This window comes from Pseudomonas hygromyciniae (assembly GCF_016925675.1).
Taxonomy (GTDB): domain Bacteria; phylum Pseudomonadota; class Gammaproteobacteria; order Pseudomonadales; family Pseudomonadaceae; genus Aquipseudomonas; species Aquipseudomonas hygromyciniae.
Genome location: NZ_CP070506.1, coordinates 2379643 through 2396887, shown reverse-complemented (window position 1 = coordinate 2396887; position 17245 = coordinate 2379643). Strand labels below are relative to the sequence as shown.

The 17245-nt window shown below is 59.5% G+C and carries 13 protein-coding genes and 1 pseudogene; 8 read left to right on the top strand and 6 right to left on the bottom strand.

Annotated features, from left to right (window positions below):
* Positions 1–81 precede the first annotated feature (81 nt).
* Positions 82–1647 carry a L,D-transpeptidase family protein gene (locus JTY93_RS10500; protein WP_205478885.1) on the bottom strand — a complete coding sequence of 522 codons (1566 nt, stop codon included), beginning with the start codon at positions 1645–1647 and terminating at the stop codon, positions 82–84.
* Positions 1648–1684: 37 nt separating this feature from the next.
* Here JTY93_RS10500 and JTY93_RS10495 point away from each other — a divergent pair, with 37 nt between their 5' ends.
* From JTY93_RS10495 to JTY93_RS10485, 3 genes are read left to right on the top strand one after another with little or no spacing between them, the layout of a single operon-like run.
* On the top strand, positions 1685–2383 hold the full coding sequence (locus JTY93_RS10495; protein WP_169996371.1) for a murein L,D-transpeptidase catalytic domain family protein: 699 nt from the start codon (positions 1685–1687) through the stop codon (positions 2381–2383).
* Between the two features lie 44 nt (positions 2384–2427).
* Positions 2428–3177, top strand: a complete 750-nt coding sequence (locus tag JTY93_RS10490) for a creatininase family protein (RefSeq protein WP_205478884.1) — start codon at positions 2428–2430, stop codon at positions 3175–3177.
* Between the two features lie 58 nt (positions 3178–3235).
* A complete protein-coding gene (locus JTY93_RS10485; protein WP_205478882.1) occupies positions 3236–3511 on the top strand; it encodes a hypothetical protein in 276 nt (91 codons plus the stop codon).
* On the opposite strand, the gene yfcF is transcribed toward JTY93_RS10485, so the two are convergent.
* Entirely contained in the window at positions 3486–4103 is a 618-nt protein-coding gene (yfcF, locus tag JTY93_RS10480; RefSeq protein WP_240344570.1) for a glutathione transferase, read from the bottom strand. The two genes, JTY93_RS10485 and yfcF, sit on opposite strands and share 26 nt — an antisense overlap.
* Positions 4104–4227: 124 nt before the next feature.
* On the bottom strand, positions 4228–4773 hold the full coding sequence (locus tag JTY93_RS10475) for a DUF924 family protein (RefSeq protein ID WP_205478880.1): 546 nt from the start codon (positions 4771–4773) through the stop codon (positions 4228–4230).
* A 133-nt stretch (positions 4774–4906) separates the two neighbouring features.
* On the opposite strand from JTY93_RS10475, the gene JTY93_RS10470 reads away from it, so the two are divergent.
* Positions 4907–6058, top strand: coding sequence for an acetyltransferase domain-containing protein (locus JTY93_RS10470; protein ID WP_205478879.1), 1152 nt, complete (start codon positions 4907–4909; stop codon positions 6056–6058).
* Positions 6059–6482: 424 nt separating this feature from the next.
* Here the strand turns inward: JTY93_RS10470 and metE are convergent, their stop codons facing one another.
* Both metE and JTY93_RS10460 read right to left on the bottom strand, forming a co-directional pair.
* Positions 6483–8771, bottom strand: a complete 2289-nt coding sequence (gene metE / locus JTY93_RS10465; RefSeq protein WP_205479314.1) for a 5-methyltetrahydropteroyltriglutamate--homocysteine S-methyltransferase — start codon at positions 8769–8771, stop codon at positions 6483–6485.
* Positions 8772–8890: 119 nt separating this feature from the next.
* Positions 8891–9796, bottom strand: coding sequence for a hypothetical protein (locus tag JTY93_RS10460; RefSeq protein ID WP_205479316.1), 906 nt, complete (start codon positions 9794–9796; stop codon positions 8891–8893).
* A gap of 206 nt (positions 9797–10002) precedes the next feature.
* Here JTY93_RS10460 and JTY93_RS10455 point away from each other — a divergent pair, with 206 nt between their 5' ends.
* Together JTY93_RS10455 and JTY93_RS10450 are read left to right on the top strand one after the other, a co-directional pair.
* A complete protein-coding gene (locus JTY93_RS10455; RefSeq protein ID WP_169996387.1) occupies positions 10003–11100 on the top strand; it encodes a carboxynorspermidine decarboxylase in 1098 nt (365 codons plus the stop codon).
* Positions 11101–11129: 29 nt separating this feature from the next.
* Entirely contained in the window at positions 11130–12374 is a 1245-nt protein-coding gene (locus JTY93_RS10450) for a saccharopine dehydrogenase family protein (RefSeq protein WP_169996389.1), read from the top strand.
* A gap of 75 nt (positions 12375–12449) precedes the next feature.
* Here the strand turns inward: JTY93_RS10450 and JTY93_RS10445 are convergent, their stop codons facing one another.
* Positions 12450–15431, bottom strand: coding sequence for an amino acid adenylation domain-containing protein (locus tag JTY93_RS10445; RefSeq protein ID WP_205479326.1), 2982 nt, complete (start codon positions 15429–15431; stop codon positions 12450–12452).
* 275 nt (positions 15432–15706) lie between these two features.
* On the opposite strand from JTY93_RS10445, the gene JTY93_RS10440 reads away from it, so the two are divergent.
* Entirely contained in the window at positions 15707–16213 is a 507-nt protein-coding gene (locus JTY93_RS10440; RefSeq protein WP_205479328.1) for a sigma-70 family RNA polymerase sigma factor, read from the top strand.
* Positions 16210–17170 (top strand): annotated as a pseudogene (locus JTY93_RS10435) (FecR domain-containing protein). Before JTY93_RS10440 ends, JTY93_RS10435 begins: the two are co-directional and overlap by 4 nt.
* Positions 17171–17245: the final 75 nt, after the last annotated feature.

The following is a 17245-nucleotide window of genomic DNA, read 5'->3' as shown; positions in this document are numbered from 1 at the left end:
AATATCTGATGGATATTTTTTCAAGGATGCCAACCGGGTCTCATATTGCGCAGATCCCCGGCGGCTTTTAGCTGGGAGCGTCTATAGGACCGCGCCCAGCGCCTTCAACAACACGCCATCGCGGCTATAGATATCCGGCGCGTACAGCAACGCACCCTGGCTATCCACTTGCACTGTCCAATAGCCCAGCAACACGGGGACCGGCGTAGCCAGGCGGAACTCGTGGGTCACCCCGGTCGCCAGCAACTCCTCGGTACGCGCCCTTTCAGCCGGGCTCACCAGCAGATCGCGCAGCAACATCGGCTGCTCCACCCGCACACACCCCGAGCTGAACGCCCGTGGCCCCTTGCTGAACAACGGCTGGCTGGGCGTATCGTGCAGGTACACGGAAAACGGGTTGGGGAAACGCATGACAATCTTGCCCAGCGGGTTGCGCGGGCCGGCGTCCTGGCGCAGGAGGATATTGCCGGGGTGCGACCAATCCACCTGCTCGGGCGAGAGTGCGCGACCTTCGCTGTCGAGTACCTTGAGGTTCTGCTGGCGCAAGTACTCCGGGTTCAGGCGAATGGCTGGCAGCTTGTCCTCGCGCATGATCGTCGGTGGGATCGTCCAGGTAGGGTTGAGGGTCAACCGCGTGATGCGCGACTTGAGCAGCGGCGTTTGCCGTTCGGCGCGGCCCACCTGCAAGCGGGTCTGCCACACGGGGACGCCGCCCTGGTAGACGCTTAACTGCGCCGCCGCGACGTTGACCAGGATGCCGTCCGGCTCCAGGTCCTGGGCCAACCAGCGGAAGCGCTCGAGATTGACCCGCAGTTGCTCGCGCCGCACCGCCGGGCTGACGTTGAGTTCGGCCACCGTCCCCGGGCCGATCACCCCATCGGCTTGCAGCGAATGGCTGGCCTGGAAGCGCTTCACGCCCTCCACCAACTCATTGGCGTATTGATTGCCCTTGGGCACGCTCGCCAGATAACCGCCACTGACCAGGCGTCGGGCCAATGCCGGCACCCGTGGGTCGTCCCGGCCAGGGCGCAACAACGGGCCGTCGGCAATCACGCCCCATTGCGCCAAGGGTTGCAGGCGCTGGGTGGCGTAGGCCGTGCGCAGGCTGCGGTACAGCTGTGCGCTGGGCCTGGCCTGGTCGAATGCCGCAGGTATGTCGGCAAGCCCGGCGTTGGCCAGGGCCAGCACCGCGAGGGCTGGGTCCTCGCTCGGCGGCTGGGAATGCCACAGCGGCTCGTAATGGGCCTGCTGCAAACGGCCATAGTGCAAGTCATGCAGGGCTTGCAGATAGTGCTGACTGGTTTCGAAGTCGGTACACAGCACATTGCCGGTGCTTGTCGTATCGGGCAGCCGATAATGCGCCGGGTCGAGGCCGTCGTCGGCCAGCAACAGCAACTGGTCCTGCAACGCCTGCCGGCGCCCCTCCACCAACCAGAGGGCGGTATCGCCTTGTTGCTGGTAAAAAGCCTGCAGCCGCAACTCGGCTGGCGTATCCAACTGGGTGGCTAAACCGGGGCAGACACTCGACAACTGCCCAAGTGCCAGCTGTACTGGGTTTGACGGCTCGACCGGCACTTCATCGGCCGTGGCGACCAATGGTGCTACGAGCAAGCAAAGGCTCAAGTAACATGCAGTTTTTTTGAACAATGGCTTAGCTCCAATCTACGGCGGAGATGCTCGATAAATGCTGAATATTGACTGCCGACTCGGCCTGATCGCCGCCATTCTGGCCGCGTTTTGTACGGGTGCCTTCGCAGAGAATGCCAAACCTCATACCTTGTATAGCAGCCTGGCGCGCTCGGCTCCAGAACTCAACCCCACCGTACTCAAAAGCGCCCTCAGCGCGATGCAGTGTGCCGTCAATAATGGCCAGGAACGCTCCGAACGGCTGGCAGTGATCGACTATTCACAACCTTCGACCGCCCGTCGCCTGTGGATTTTCGATCTGCGCCAAAAAAAGCTGGTGCTGCGCGACCTGGTGGCCCACGGGCAAAAATCCGGGGAAAACTTCGCCACCCAATTCTCCAACAGTGAAGGCAGCCATCAATCCAGCCTCGGCCTGTTCCGCACCCAGGAAAGCTACCAAGGCACCCACGGCTACTCGCTGCGCATGGACGGCCTGGAGCCGGGCTTCAATGACCAGGCCCGCGACCGCGCCATCGTGATCCATGCCGCCGACTATGTCAGCCCGTTGTGGAGCAAGCGTGAAGGCCGCATCGGCCGCAGCCAGGGTTGCCCCGCCGTGCGCCCGCAAGTGGCGCGCCAGGTGGTGGACAAGCTCAAGGATGGGCAGTTCATGTTCTCCTGGTACCCCGACCAGCGCTGGCTCAAGTCCTCGGCCTACCTCAATTGCAAGCCGCGCCAGATCGCCAGCGCCGGTTGAGGTAGTATCTGGCAGGCCGAGCCTGACCAGAGAGAGGACCTGAAATGCTTTTGCACCAGTCAACGTGGATCGAGATTGGCCAATTTCTCGACCGCAGCCGCACCGTGGTGATCCCCATCGGTTCCAACGAACAACATGGCCCCACGGGCCTGTTGGGCACCGATTGGATGTGCCCGGAAATCATTGCCCATCAAGCGCAAAAAGACGCCGATATCCTGGTCGGCCCGACGTTCAATATCGGCATGGCCCAGCATCACCTCGGGTTCCCCGGCACCATCTCCCTGCGTCCGTCGACGTTCATCGCCGCCATTGGTGACTGGACCCGCTCCCTGGCGGCCCATGGCTTTGAGAAAATCCTCTTTCTCAATGGCCATGGCGGCAATATCGCCACCATCGAAGCCGCCTTTTCCGAGCTGTACGCCGAAGCCAGCTTCGCCGGCCGCCCCGCCGGCTTCGCCTTGAAGCTGTGCAACTGGTGGGACCTGGAAGGCGTTGGCGAACTGGCACGCGCGCAGTTCCCGACAGGACATGGCACCCATGCCACGCCCTCCGAGATCGCGATTACCCAGTGGGCCTATCCCGACTCGATCAAGACAGCCGAGTACTCGCCCCGGATTGCGCCCGCCGGCCCGATCCGCGAGGCCCTGGACTTCCGCGCCCGCCACCCGGATGGGCGCATGGGTTCGGACCCGGCTCTGGCAACCCCGGCAAAAGGCGGTGAACTGGTGGCCCTGGCTGCCAAGGGGTTGGTAGCGGCGGTGCATGCCTTCAGCGGCGAAGCCATGCCTGACTGACGCCATCCCCTGTAGGAGCCGGCGTACATACAACAAAATCTATAAGAAGGACCTGTCCATGAAGCCCCATCAGAAGACTTTTGATCGCATCCGCAACGCTGTCCTGCCGGAGTTTCGCGAGCGCGTTGCCGACTATTTGGTGGAGTACGAAACCGTCCTCCAGGCCCCCACCGTCGATAATCTTCAGGCCTGCGCCGCCGCCCAGCAGCTGCGCGGTTATCTGCGCGGCCTGAACACCACCCGGGTGCTGGGCATGGAAGACTGGGAAGATCTCGATCGCCGCGTCGCGCAGGAATGGCCGCTGGGCCCTACAGCGCCGGGCGTGCCTGGCTGACCCACGCCTGCACCGAAGGGCGCTGCCACTGACGCTGGGCGTACGCCACCAACGGCGCGGGCACTGGATCGCCGTTGAGGATCAGCCGGTTGAGCATCACGGCCAGGTCCAGATCGGCAATCGACCATTGGCCGAACAGATAATCATCGCCTGCGGCCAGCCAGCACTGCGCAGCCGCAATCAGTTTGTCCGCCGCCGCCTGGGCCTGGGTGGATAACGGGCCGTACTTGGCCCCGCAAAACACCACCAGCGTGGAGCGCTCCTGGCGGATGGGCAGCAGGTCACTGCGCAACCACGCCTGAATCTGCCGCGCCCGCGCGCGCAGGCGTGGCTGCGTGGGGTACACCGGCACATCCGGGAACATCTCGTCCAGATACTCGGTAATCGCCGACGACTCGGACAAGGCAAACCCATCCTGCTCCAGGGTCGGCACGCGCTGGGTCACGGAAAGCCCGGCAAACGCCGGCGCCTGCTGCTCCAGCGCATCCAGGTCGAGGGTGCGCACCTCGAACGGCAAGCCTTTTTCCTGCAGGGTCACAAACACCGACATCGCATACGGGCTAGTGAACAGGGCATCGACATACAAGCGCATCGGCAGATTCGTCACGGCGGCATCTCCTTGGGTGAACAGCCACGCTACGAGATGTGCGGCGACAAATACAATGCAGCTTTTTTATGGGGGCATTCCTCGGCGGAATACGACCGGTTCCTACACCCTATCCGGAAAACCCACCACTCTGAAGAAACGCCTCCTCTTCCTCAGTCGTCACCCGGCCCAACGCTGCATTGCGATGAGGGAACCGGCCGAATCGCTCGATGATGTCGGCATGTTCCTTGGCCCAGTGGTAGGTATTAGCATCGAGTTGTTTGTTCAATGCCAGGGAACGCTGCTGGTCATCGGGTTGTTCTGAATGCTCAAAGGGCAAGTAGCAGAACGCGCGCAATGCCGGGTCGATCAGCCGGTCCATCCCCGCGTCGATCATACGTGCGGCGTAAGCCCTGGCCAGTGGATCGGTGGCAAACATATGGGCGGTGCCGCGGAAGGTATTGCGCGGGTATTGATCGAGCAGGATCAGCAACGCCAGCGCGCCTTCGGGCTCGTTCATCCAGTGCTCCAGTTCGCCCCTGGCCGCCTGGAAGTGGGCCTCATGGAAACGGGCGCCGAACTCGGCATCGAACTGTGCATCTTTCTTGAACCAGCGTGATGGGCCCGCCGCCGTCCAGAATTGCACGACAGCTTTGAAATCAATCGGGTCGCTCATAAATGACTCCTGGGTCGTCAAGGTCCATGCCCTACCCTAGCATCCGCAGGGTGCGATTCCGACTCAGAAATCCACGACTGCCGATCAATGTTATAAGATAACCACCCTTCCCTTCCGTCGACGATCTTGCCCCATGACTGACGCTGTTCCCCGCTCACGCCTGCTTTCCATCGACGCCCTGCGCGGCCTGGTGATCCTGTTCATGTTGCTTGACCACGTGCGCGAAACGTTTCTGCTGCACCGGCAAGTCAGCGACCCGATGAGCATCGACACTACGGAGCCGGCGTTGTTTTTCAGCCGTACCCTGGCCCACTTGTGCGCGCCGGTATTTGTGTTGCTGACTGGCCTGTCGGCGTTTCTGTACGGCGAAAAATACCAGGGCCGTGGTGACGTCTCGGCGTTTTTGTTCAAGCGCGGGCTGTTTCTGGTGGTGCTGGAATTTACCCTGGTGAACTTCGCCTGGACCTTCCAACTGCCTCCCAGCGTCATCTATATGCAGGTGATCTGGGCCATCGGCGTAAGCATGATCGCCCTCGCCGCGCTGGTTTGGCTGCCACGCCCGTTGCTGATCGGCCTGGCTCTGGTGATCATTGGCGGGCATAACCTGCTCGACGGCGTGCACTTCGCAGCGGGGTCGGCGCTGCACGTTCCATGGGCGATCTTGCACGAACGCAGCTGGATCGAAGTAGGCGACAGTCTGCGCCTGCGCACGACGTACCCGGTGCTGCCGTGGATCGGGGTGATTGCCCTGGGTTACGGCATCGGCCCGTGGTTTTCCGGCTCGATGGCGACGGCGCGGCGTCAGCGGTATCTGTTACTGGCGGGCGTTGGCGCGCTGGTGGGCTTTGTGGTGTTGCGCGTAATCAATGGCTACGGTGAAGCGCCATGGCAGATGTACGACAGCCACGTGCAGACGCTGATGAGTTTCTTCAACATCACCAAATACCCACCTTCACTGCTGTTCCTCGCGCTGACATTGGGGGTGGGGCTGTTGTTGCTGCGGGGCTTCGAACGCGCCGGGCAACCACGCTGGATCGGCACCCTGGCGGTGTTCGGCGCGGCGCCGATGTTCTTTTATTTGCTGCATTTGTATGTGTTGAAGGTGCTGTATGTGATGGGCGTGGCCTTGTTTGGCCTGAACCAGGGGACGCATTTTGGCTTCGACAGCGTGGCATCGGTGTGGCTGGTGGCGTTGTTGCTGCCGCTGGCGTTGTACCTGCCAGTACGCTGGTTTGCCGGGCTGAAGGCTCGGCGGCGGGATATTGCGTGGCTCAAATACCTGTGACCCTAGAGATCCAACTGCAGGGGCACCGCACATCAACTGTAGGAGCCGGCTTGCCGGCGATAGCGGTGCACCTGGCACCAAAAAGGGTGACTGAGCCAACGCTTTCGCGAGCAAGCCCGCTCCCACAGGGGGATCTCGGTGCGGCAGGGAAATTTGCATACGCTGCAAAACAAAGGTGGGAGCTGGCTTGCCTGTGATGGCGGTGCAACTGCCACCAACGAGAGTGACTGAACCACCGCTTTCGCGAGCAAGCCCGCTCCCACAGGGGGATCTCGGTGCGGCAGGGAAATTTGCATACGCTGCAAAACAAAGGTGGGAGCTGGCTTGCCTGCGATGGCGGTGCAACTGCCACCAACGAGAGTGACTGAACCACCGCTTTCGCGGGCAAGCCCGCTCCCACAGGGGGGGGTGGGGTTAGCTGCTGCTATGCCAGTTCGGCGCGCAGTTGCCGTGCAGCCGCCACCATATGAATCAGCGCTGCCTCCGTCTCCGGCCAGGCGCGGGTCTTCAGGCCGCAGTCGGGGTTGACCCACAGCCGCTCGGCCGGGATGCGCTGGGCGGCCTTGCGCAGCAGGTTGGCCATTTCCGAGGCGTCCGGTACCCGTGGCGAGTGGATGTCGTAGACGCCCGGGCCAATGTCATTCGGGTAAGCAAAGGCTTCGAACGCATCCAGCAATTCCATATCCGAACGTGAGGTCTCGATGGTAATCACGTCGGCGTCCATCGCCGCAATAGACTCGATCACGTCGTTGAATTCGCTGTAGCACATATGGGTATGGATCTGGGTTTCGTCCCGCACACCAGAGGCGCACAGGCGGAAGACTTCGGTGGCCCAGTCCAGATAGTGCTGCCATTGGGCCCGGCGCAGGGGCAAGCCTTCGCGGAACGCCGCTTCATCGATCTGCACGATCTTGATACCCGCCGCTTCCAGGTCCAGCACTTCGTCACGAATCGCCAGCGCCAGTTGCCGGGCCTGCACTTCGCGGCTCACGTCTTCGCGGGGAAATGACCACATCAGCATGGTCACAGGGCCAGTCAGCATGCCTTTCATCACCTTGTCGGTCAGGCCTTGGGCGTAGCGGATCCACTCCACCGTCATGGCTTTCGGGCGGCTCAGGTCGCCGAAGATCACCGCCGGTTTCACGCAGCGCGAACCGTAGCTCTGCACCCAGCCAAAGCGGGTGAACACGTAGCCATCCAGTTGCTCGGCAAAATACTCAACCATGTCGTTACGTTCGGCTTCGCCATGCACCAGCACGTCCAGGCCGAGGTTTTCCTGCACTTCAACGGCGTGTTTGATCTCGCTGTGCATCGCCTCGACATATTCGGCCTCTCTCAACTTGCCGGCCTTGAACGACTGGCGTGCCAGGCGGATCGATGCGGTCTGCGGGAACGAGCCAATGGTGGTGGTCGGAAACAACGGCAGGTCGAGGCCGGCGCGCTGCTTGGCGATACGCTGGGCAAACAGCGACTGGCGCTGGCTGTCTTGGGCGGTGATGGCCGCAACACGCGCTTGTACAGCCGGTTTGTGGATCCGTGGCGAAGCCGCACGCGCTGCCTGCACGGCACGGCTTTGGGCCAAGGCCGCCACGACGTTCGCGGCTTCTGGCTGGTTGATGGCCTGGGCCAGCACGGCCACTTCTGCGCACTTCTGCACGGCGAAGGCCAGCCAGCTTTTCAGTTCGGCGTCGAGCTTGTCTTCACGCCCCAGGTCAACCGGGCTATGCAGCAACGAGCAAGACGGCGCGACCCATAAGCGATCACCCAAGCGTTCATGGGCATGTTGCAAGGTGGCCAGGGCATTTTCCAGGTCACAGCGCCAGACGTTACGCCCGTTGACCACGCCCAGGGACAGCACTTTATACGCCGGCAGGCGATCGAGAATCGTCGGGTACTGCTCAGGCGCACGCACTAGGTCAATGTGCAGGCCATCGACCGGCAAGTTGGCCGCCAGGCCGAGGTTCTCTTCCAGGCCGCCAAAGTAAGTGGCCACCAGTTTCTTCAGGGGGTCACGCTGGATCAGGTTGTAGGCGCGCTCAAACGCATTTTTCCAGTCCTGGGGCAAATCGAGCACCAGGATCGGCTCATCAATCTGCACCCACTCCACGCCCAGGTCCGCCAGGCGCTGGAAGATCTGGCCGTACAGCGGCAGCAGGCGATCGAGCAGGTCGAGCTTGTCGAAGTCAGCGCCCTTGGCCTTGCCCAGCCACAGGTAAGTCAGTGGCCCGATCACTACCGGCTTGACGGTGTGCCCCAGGTCGCGGGCTTCTTTGACTTCGTCGAACAGTTGATCCCAGCCCAGATGGAACTGCTGGTCAACGCTGAATTCGGGCACCAGGTAGTGGTAGTTGGTATCGAACCACTTGGTCATCTCCTGGGCGTGGGCGCCGCCGCAGCAACTGTCGCTGACACCGCGGGCCATGGCAAACAGGGTGTGCAAGGTGGCATGGCCGTCGGCCGGACGAAAACGCTCGGGGATCACCCCGAACATCAGCGAGTGGGTCAGCACCTGGTCGTACCAGGCAAAGTCGCCGGCGGGCAGCAACTCGATGCCGGCCTGTTTCTGCAGGTCCCAGTGAGTCTTGCGCAACTCACGGCCGACAGCGCGCAGGCCGGCTTCGTCTAACTCGCCCTTCCAAAACGCTTCTTGCGCTTTTTTCAGTTCACGATCGCGTCCAATGCGCGGAAATCCGAGGGAATGAGCGACTGCCATGACAAAAAACTCCAATGTGTTGATAGGGGAGCTATTGTCGGCAGATGGTCATAGTGAGACAAACTCATTTTATTTTAGATGATCACGAATATTCCTCATGAAGATGAGTGCGAAGTTTTCTACTCATTCACCGGCGTTCGGGCCACGTGCTTTTCCTTGGAAAATTCGAGAAAAACATCCTTGGCCTTGCGCTCGGTAAACTGCTGCTGGGTGAATAGATCGCTCAATGCCAGTAACTGTTGATGCTCACCGACGACAAACTGCCGGGCAAGTTTCGCCGTCATACTATTGAGTCCGATTGCAGCTCCCCCTGCTGCGCGGCCACACTTAAGTTGCCAAGTGATTTGCGCAGGGTTCTCTGGAGGGCAACCCGATAAAAAATGATCTGGCGTCAATGGGATCACGACGGTTTGGAACTGGCTGTCACTCATCGTCATGTCAAACAATGGGCGATCCCCTATCAGCAACCGCTCAGCCATCCCACTGTGGAGCGCAAAGTCCCAGTTCTTGAATTGCTCAAGCTTTGCCGCATGCAGGCTTCTAAAGTGATCCACGACCCAACGGCCGATTACCTCATCCGAACTGTCCGGGTTTTCACGCCTTAATTTCATTTCCATACAATCGAACTCGTAGGCACTACGAAAGCCCAGCATGATCGCTGCGGTGATGAAATTGTCCCGCGCTTTGTCTTTTACTGCTGCGAATTGGCCACTCGATAGCTGTTTCGTGACAACCACCAAGTCACTTTCGCCCTGTGAGAACCAATCCTCCAGCCATTCGTCCCGATAGGCTGTGCCCTCCGGCGTATAGCGCACTGGCACATACCGAAATTCCTTGATCGCAAAACTGGCGCCATCGCCTTTACGGAACTGGACGTTGCCCGAGTTGCAATCCAGCACCCAGTATCCTTCCTGTTCGTCTTTCTTCGTCAACCACTGCTTGAGCAACCCCTTGGGTACCGTGCGGTTTTTATGCTTGGCCGATTTGCCAGCCAGGTTGGTCGTAACACCCTTTTTCTTTGCCATGAAACAGTCCTTTGATCGCACGGTAAAAACTGGCCACACAAAGATGGATCATCCACCCCTGCGCGCCACGTCGAGGTTAAACAGTCATAGTGACAGACTACAGTGGCCACTACCCTGCAAAATCCGCTGACGAACCTTTCGATCTGCCCCAAGTGCGGGCACAATGCCTGTCCTTTTTTGGCAGGCTCCGCCACAGGCTCTGAAAAATGATCAAAACCCCGTATTACCTCATCGACAAACAGAAACTTCTGACCAACATGCAGAAGATCGCCTACGTGCGCGAGCAGTCCGGCGCCAAGGCGCTGCTGGCACTCAAGTGCTTTGCCACCTGGTCGGTGTTCGATCTGATGCAGGAATACATGGACGGCACCACGTCCTCGTCGCTGTATGAGCTCAAGCTCGGTCGCCAGAAGTTCGAAGGTGAAGCCCACGCCTATAGCGTGGCCTGGGCCGACGATGAGATCGAGGAGATGCTCGCCAACTGCGACAAGATCATCTTCAACTCCATCAGCCAACTGCAGCGCTTTGCCGAGCGCAGCGAGGGCAAGACCCGCGGCCTGCGCGTCAACCCGCAAGTGAGCAGCTCCGACTACCTGCTGGCCGACCCGGCGCGCCCCTTCAGCCGTCTGGGCGAGTGGGACCCGGTGAAGATCGAAGGCGTGATCGAGCAGATCTCCGGCTTCATGTTCCACAACAACTGCGAGAACGGTGATTTCGAGCTGTTCGACAAGATGCTGGGCACCATCGAAGAACGCTTCGGTGCGCTGCTGCACAAGGTCAACTGGGTCAGCCTCGGCGGCGGCATCCACTTTACCGGTGAAGGCTACGCGATCGATGCATTCTGCCAACGCCTGAAGGCGTTCTCGCAGAAGTACGACGTGCAGGTGTACCTGGAGCCCGGCGAAGCGGCGATCACCAACAGCGCTTCCCTGGAAGTCACCGTGCTCGACACCCTCTACAACGGCAAAAACCTCGCCGTAGTCGACAGCTCCATCGAAGCCCACTTGCTGGACCTGCTGATCTATCGCCTCAACGCCAAGCTGGCGCCAAGCACCGGCGAGCACACGTACATGGTGTGCGGCAAGTCGTGCCTGGCCGGGGACATCTTCGGCGAATACCAATTTGATCAGCCGCTGGCCATCGGCGATCGACTGTCGTTCATCGACACGGCAGGCTACACCATGGTCAAGAAAAACTGGTTCAACGGCCTGAAAATGCCGTCCATCGTAGTGAAACAACTCGACGGTACAGTCGAAGTGGTTCGTGAATTTGGTTACGACGACTACCTGTCCAGCCTTTCGTAAAGCGGACAGATAAAGGAGAGATAAAGCAATTGAAAAAGAACGTTCTTATCATTGGTGCAGGAGGTGTCGCCAAGGTGGTGGCCCACAAGTGCGCGCAGCACAACGACGAACTCGGTCGGATTGCTATCGCGTCGCGCAACATCTCCAAATGCCAGGCCATCATCGACAGCGTCAAGGCCAAGGGTAGCCTCAAGGTACCTGCCCAGATCCAGGCCTTTGCGCTGAACGCTTTGGACGTGGAAGCGACCAAGGCACTGATCCGCGAAACCGAATCGCAGATCGTCATCAACGTCGGCTCCGCGTTCCTCAACATGTCGGTACTGCGTGCCTGCATCGATACCGGCGTGGCTTACCTCGACACCGCGATCCACGAAGAGCCGGGCAAGGTCTGCGAGACCCCGCCGTGGTACGGCAACTACGAGTGGAACCACCTGGAGGAATGCAAGCAGAAGAACATCACTGCGATCCTCGGTGTGGGTTTTGACCCAGGTGTGGTCAACGCCTATGCGGCGCTGGCGCAACAACAGCATTTTGACCGCATTGATTCGATCGACATTCTCGACGTCAATGCCGGCAGCCACGGCAAATATTTCGCCACCAATTTCGACCCGGAAATCAACTTCCGCGAATTCACCGGACAGGTGTGGAGCTGGCAGGACAGCCAGTGGACCAGCAACACCATGTTCGAAGTCAAACGTACCGACGACCTGCCGGTAGTCGGTTCGCAGAACCTGTACCTGACCGGCCACGATGAAGTGCACTCGTTGTCGAAAAACCTCGACGTGCCCAACGTGCGGTTCTGGATGAGCTTCGGCGAACACTACATCAATGTGTTCACCGTGCTGAAAAACCTCGGCCTGCTCTCCGAGAAACCGGTCACCACCGCCGAAGGCCTGGAAGTGGTGCCATTGAAACTGGTCAAGGCCGTGCTGCCTGATCCGTCTTCCCTGGCACCGGGCTACACCGGCAAGACCTGCATTGGCGACTTGGTCAAGGGCACCAAGGATGGTCAGCCGCGCGAGCTGTTCATCTACAACGTGGCCTGCCACGAAGAAGCCTATGCCGAAACCGATAGCCAGGGCATCTCCTACACCGCCGGCGTACCGCCTGTAGCCGCAGCGCTGCTGGTTGCCCGTGGCGAGTGGGACGTGCAACGCATGGCCAACGTTGAAGAACTGCCAGCCGAGCCGTTCCTCAAGGCACTGGACGTGATGGGCCTGCCGACCCGTATCAAAGACGAGAAAGGCGACCGCGCCTGGGATGCTATCGCCTGATAGCGTCTTGCTCGGATCACTCCCACGTTTTGTGGGAGTGATCACGGCTTGCCGCACGTGGTTCTTAAACGGGCCCTATACCTTGCTTTGCCCGCCTAACCGATTAAGGTAAATGGCCAGCACTTCACCACTGAACTCCGACTCTTGGATATCACTCCCCTCCAGCAATGCCTGCACCTGGCTCCGATCCCAATCGTAGTTGTCTTGATAGAGTTCCAGAATCGACTCCCCCGCGTGCATGTCATCCTTGAATAGACCAAGCAAGGGATACAGTGGCTCTTTCTGATTGCCCGCCCACAATCCAACCCACTCTTTAAACGCCACCACCGGAAGCTCGCGACCGTAGTAGCGCCCTACCCGCCGGCAAAACTCCTTGAGATCAAGATTGGTGCGATCCGTTTGGCAAAGATTAAGTTTCTTACCCAACGCTTCAGGTTTTCGGGAGATATGCGCGATGGCAGCCACCATGTAGTCAACGGTGGTCAATCCTTCGCGCATATTGTGCAGGTCGGGTACTGCGTTATGTGCCAGGCACGTTTGAATGAAACGCCCCCACCACTGATAGTTGGCACACACACCCGTGCGACTGTGACAGGTGGCGTAGCCGAGGCGAAACGTCACGACAGGAAGGCCTTGGGCGCCAGCAAGATCGGCGAGCTTTTCCATCACCCACTTACTCTGCACATACCCCAGATCCTTGCGAATCGCGCCCAGGTTCTGGTCAATATCGTCCTGCTCATAGGCCCGGGTTCGACCGGTAAAACGATGGCCCCAGCTGTAAATGGAAATGGTCGACATCAGCATCAACGGCTTGGTTTTGCTTTCGCTGCAAAACTGTATGACGTGACGCATGCTCTGCACGTTGTCTTTCTTCATAGAGTCGTAGGGCATGATGAAATTGACGGCACTGGCCGAGTGATAAACCAGATCGACTTCTTCAGCCAAGGCTGCATAGTCTTCTTGCGCCATCCCCAACATCAATTGCGATAAATCACTGACGTAAACGCGTACTCGCGACCAATCCTGATCGTCGATAACGATTTGATAACGCTCGGCGATGTGCTGCAACCGCACACCGCCCGCGCTGGGACTCTCACAGCGAATGGGGCAATGGACAATGGCGGTGCTGGTGCGCAGCAATTGCTCAAGCAGATGAATCCCTACGAAACCGGTGGCTCCCGTCAACAGCATGTGACGTGGCTCGGTCAGTTGAATCGGATCAATATCTCCAGGCAATTGGCTACCGGGCAACAGCCAGACGTCATCCTCAAAGCTGTTTGCGGTGGCGATCTCGACGTCCGATGATGAGCTGCACTTGCGCCGGCGTATTTCGCCAGCCTGGTCGGCGAACACCAAGTGCTGGTAAACATCTTTAACCGACACCTTTATCAGAAAGGTATCTGTCAACTTGCGCGCCAATGCTGCAGCGCGCAATGAATGCCCTCCAACTTCGAAAAAACTGTGGTGTGGCTGAAAGTCATCGTGTTCAAGCAGCTCATACCAAACCTGCCCTAACGCCCGCTCCAGCTCATCATTAAAGCGTGTGCCGTCAAACGATGCCGCTGGCTGGGCAGCCAAAAATGCGAGCAGCGCCTGCTTATCAGTTTTGCCATTGCTGTTCGCGGGTAACGTCTCAAGGCAATAGTACTTTTCGGGAAGCATGTAATCCGGCAAGTCCACTTCCAGGCTGCGCCGCAGGCTGGCAATCAATTGTTCTGAATGCTCGTGTGGGTACAGCTTGACAACAAACGCCACCAGCCGCTTTTGCGCCTGCGACCCTGAATCCTGAACGACCACTGCCACCGAATTGACTCGCGGTTCCTTGAGTAAGCGGGCTTCAATTTCACCCACCTCTACGCGATATCCACGAATTTTCACCTGACCATCCTTACGCCCCAGAAACTGCAGGCTGCCATCGTCCAGGCGCAGGGCCTGATCACCGCTGCGATAAATGCGACAGCCCAACTGTTCTACATACATAAATCGCTCAGCCGTCAACTGCGGCGCCCGCAGATACTCGCGGGCCAGGCACGGTCCAGCGATACACATCTCACCGACTTCGCCTACCGGCAACTCTTGAAGGTTGTCGTCAAGGATGTAAATCCGGCATTGGCCGATGGGAAAACCGATGGAGGGCGGTTTATTCAAACGTTGAGTTTCCACCACCTTTGAGGTCACAAAAATGGTGGCTTCCGTGGGCCCGTAACAATCGATCAAACCATAGGAAAGATGCTCGACGTCAACCGGGTGCAGCTTCTCGCCGCAGGTATACATGTATTTAAGACTCAACCCTTCAGGTTGCGCAGCATTCACTACGTCATAGACCTTCAACGTGGGGACAAACGCGTGAGTAATAGCATTAATCACGCAAAAATCTAAAAACGCCTGACTATTGAGCAGTGATTGCTGGTCCAGTAAGTAAAGACAGGCCCCGGCAATCAGTGCCGACCAGATTTCTGCCTGGCAAAGGTCAAAGCCAACCGCCGCCATCATTGTTTGGCGGCTGGACGAATCAATGTGCAGATCAAGATTATGTTGAAGCAACAACGCCGTGACACTGTGATGCTCAATCACCACGCCCTTGGGATTGCCCGTTGTCCCGGAGGTAAAAATCACGTACATCGCATCGCCGGGATCAACAGTGACGTGGCTAGCGGGACTGGCTGGCGCATCAAGCAGCTGCTCGACCGTTATCACCTCGCATCCCAATAACGGCCCATCGTCTTCACTGCTGGTACACAGCACACAGGACGCCAGACATTGGGCACCAATGTACTCCTGGCGCGAGTGTGGCAACTGCCGATCCAGGGGTACAAACGCAGCGCCGGCTTTCAATACACTCAGCATTGCCACCACCAATTCGATGGAGCGCTCTGCCCGGATCAGCACCCGATCGCCAACACCGACATTGCGTGAGTGCAACCAAGCGGCCACTTTTGCACTTCGACGATCCAGTTCGGTGTAGGTAATGCGTTCTTGCAAACCGACGATCGCCAGGCGTTGCGGATCAGCCTGCACCTGGCGTTCGAACAAACTAACCACAGTATCCAGCGACATGGTCAAACCTCCTTGGCCAGCGGTAACTGACGCCCTCCGTCCAGCGAGAGACTGCCTGAGCAAGGTCAACCCCGTAACTGTCAAAACTCACAGTTCTTTATAAAAAAATCAAACTATCCGCACGTCCTCTGGCCCACGCAAAGAATAAAGCCTCAGGTTCAACTCGCGTGTTCGGCAGCCACGCGTCTGTCGGTCTCCCGGGTTATTGCAAGCGCCCTCACGCAAAAGGTAATATTGAGAACGATTCACAATACCACCCTTGAGAAAGTCGACCCGTGCAGCCACCTCCACTCCGCAAGCTGGGCTTCTTTTTCAATGACCATCACCGGTGGCTGCTGCAACATATCCAGCATCGCGTGCGTAACCACGCCGACGCCGAGGACACCGCCGCCGATACGTTCTGCCAAATGCTCGCCGCGCGTGTCGACCCCGACAGCATTGAGCAACCCCGGGCCTATCTCTCGACCATTGCGCGCCGGTTGATCTTTGATCGTTACCGCCGCAGTCGTCTGGAAACCGCCTATCTGGAGCGACTCGCCGCAACCCCCGAGGCGCTGGCGCCCTCCCCCGAAGACCAACTGCAACTGATCCAGGCCCTGGTGGCGATTGACCGCGCCCTCGATGGCCTGCCGCTGATCGTCAAGGCCACGTTCCTTTATAGCCAACTCGACGGCATGAGCTACGTGGCGATTGCGCGCAAGCTGCAATTGTCCGAGCGCACCGTGAGCCGCTACATGAAACAAGCCCTGCGCCAGTGCTACCTGGCCGAGATGGCGCCATGAGCAAGGCCCGCCTGGACCCGGTCAGCGAGCAAGCCATCGACTGGATGGTGCGCCTGCGCGCCGGCAACCCGGATGCGTTGTTGCAGGAGCGATTCAATGCCTGGCTGGCCACGGACCCGGCGCACGCCCAGGCCTGGACCCGCTTGCAGCAGCACCTGGGCGGGTCGTGGAACACCTTGCGCAGCCTCGACAAACGCCTGCCCGGCGAAGCGCGGCAGGTGCTGTTGCAGCCCCAGGGTTCACGCCGCGAAGTACTGCGCGCCATCAGTGGCCTGGGCCTGCTCGGCGGCGGTCTGTGGCTGGCGGCGCGCAGCCCGCTGGGTGACGACCTGCTGGCCGATCTGCACACCGCGCGCGGCCAGCGCCAAACCTTCACCCTGCTGGACGGCAGCCGCCTGACCCTGAACGCAGGCAGTACCGTCGACCTGCAATTCGACCAGCATCAACGCTTGATCATCCTGCGTCACGGCGAACTGGTGATTCAGGTGGCGACCGACCCCCAGCGACCATTGCGCGTGCGTAGCGCCCAGGGCAGTGTCCAAGCGTTGGGCACACGCTTGCTCGTATCCCAGGAGCCAGACGCCACGCGGGTGGTGGTGCTCGAGCATTCGGTCCAGGCGACCCTGCACAACGGCATCCAGCACACCGTGCTGCAAGGCCAATCGGTGCTGCTCCACGCCAACCGCATCGAACCGCTGCCCGGCAACCAGAGCTACCGCGCCGACTGGCTCGCCGGACATCTGAGCGTGCTGGACGATTCCCTGGAACAGGTGGTCAACGCCCTGCGCCCGTATAACCGTGGTTTTGTGCGCGTCGACCCGCAAGTACGCAACTTGCGCGTGCAGGGTGTATTCCCCCCTCAACGACCCGCACCGCGCCTTCGCTGCCCTGGCCGAAACCCTGCCAATCCGAGTCGAGCATTACAGCACCTGGCTGACCCTGATTCGCGCCAAGTAACCCGGCCCCAAACTTTTTTATGCAAACCACTCTTATTTGTGTCCGGTTTTCATTTCTCGGCCCACCTATCTCCTG

What these genes read in the sequence shown, in the direction of transcription:
- JTY93_RS10495 (WP_169996371.1), top strand. Translation starts at nt 1,685, where the DNA reads ATGCTGAATATTGACTGCCGACTCGGCCTGATCGCCGCCATTCTGGCC.
- JTY93_RS10460 (WP_205479316.1), bottom strand. Translation starts at nt 9,796, where the DNA reads ATGGCAAAGAAAAAGGGTGTTACGACCAACCTGGCTGGCAAATCGGCC.
- yfcF (WP_240344570.1), bottom strand. Translation starts at nt 4,103, where the DNA reads ATGCGCTTGTATGTCGATGCCCTGTTCACTAGCCCGTATGCGATGTCG.
- JTY93_RS10445 (WP_205479326.1), bottom strand. Translation starts at nt 15,431, where the DNA reads ATGTCGCTGGATACTGTGGTTAGTTTGTTCGAACGCCAGGTGCAGGCT.
- metE (WP_205479314.1), bottom strand. Translation starts at nt 8,771, where the DNA reads ATGGCAGTCGCTCATTCCCTCGGATTTCCGCGCATTGGACGCGATCGT.
- JTY93_RS10455 (WP_169996387.1), top strand. Translation starts at nt 10,003, where the DNA reads ATGATCAAAACCCCGTATTACCTCATCGACAAACAGAAACTTCTGACC.
- JTY93_RS10485 (WP_205478882.1), top strand. Translation starts at nt 3,236, where the DNA reads ATGAAGCCCCATCAGAAGACTTTTGATCGCATCCGCAACGCTGTCCTG.
- JTY93_RS10475 (WP_205478880.1), bottom strand. Translation starts at nt 4,773, where the DNA reads ATGAGCGACCCGATTGATTTCAAAGCTGTCGTGCAATTCTGGACGGCG.
- JTY93_RS10470 (WP_205478879.1), top strand. Translation starts at nt 4,907, where the DNA reads ATGACTGACGCTGTTCCCCGCTCACGCCTGCTTTCCATCGACGCCCTG.
- JTY93_RS10490 (WP_205478884.1), top strand. Translation starts at nt 2,428, where the DNA reads ATGCTTTTGCACCAGTCAACGTGGATCGAGATTGGCCAATTTCTCGAC.